Source organism: Nitratidesulfovibrio liaohensis, assembly GCF_011682075.1.
GTDB lineage: Bacteria > Desulfobacterota > Desulfovibrionia > Desulfovibrionales > Desulfovibrionaceae > Cupidesulfovibrio > Cupidesulfovibrio liaohensis.
In genome coordinates this window covers 1-680 of the sequence record NZ_VSMK01000731.1, presented here as the reverse complement: position 1 = coordinate 680, position 680 = coordinate 1, and the positions used below count along the sequence as shown (strand labels likewise).

The following is a 680-nucleotide window of genomic DNA, read 5'->3' as shown; positions in this document are numbered from 1 at the left end:
CTGCCGGTGGCGCCGCGTTCCAACGCCCGCAGCCGCCATGGCGATGCGGGCGTGAGCACCCCGTGCGCCTGCGGAACGCAGCCCGCATCCCCCGCCATGCTGCCGCACGAGGCGCTGGAGCACCTGCGCACGGTCATGGAAACGGGTGCGGTGGTGGACACGGTGGGCATTGCCGGTCCCGGCGATCCGTTCGCCGTGCCCCACCGCACCCTGGAAACCCTGCACCTGGTGCACGCCGCCTACCCGCACATCACCCTGTGCGTGACCACCAACGGCCTTGGCGTGGCCAGCCATGCCGCTGCCCTGGCCGAGCTTGGCGTCAGCCACGTTACCCTGCTCATGGACGCCGTGGACCCGGAACTGGTGGACACCCTGTACGCCTGGATCCGCCCCGGCACCCGCACCCTGCGCCCCGGCGAGGGCGCCTCGCTGCTCGTGGACGAGCAGGCCGTGGCTCTTGCCGCGCTGGTCAGGGCGGGCATCGAGGTCACGGTGTGCGTCACCGTGTACCCCGGCATCAATGATTCCCACGTGGGCGACATCGCCGCCGCCGCCAAGGTGCTGGGCGCCTCGGGCATCTACGTGGTGCCCTTCGTTCCCGCCGAGGACGCGACCGGCCCCGTGCCCGCTGCCGATGCGGCCACCATGGACGCCGCCCGCAATGCGGCAGCCGCCTGCCT

The 680-nt window shown here is 72.5% G+C and carries 1 protein-coding gene; it reads left to right on the top strand.

Annotated features, from left to right (window positions below; genetic code table 11):
- On the top strand, positions 1-680 hold a 680-nt coding region (locus FVW27_RS18300), incomplete at both ends, for a radical SAM protein (RefSeq protein ID WP_167127961.1).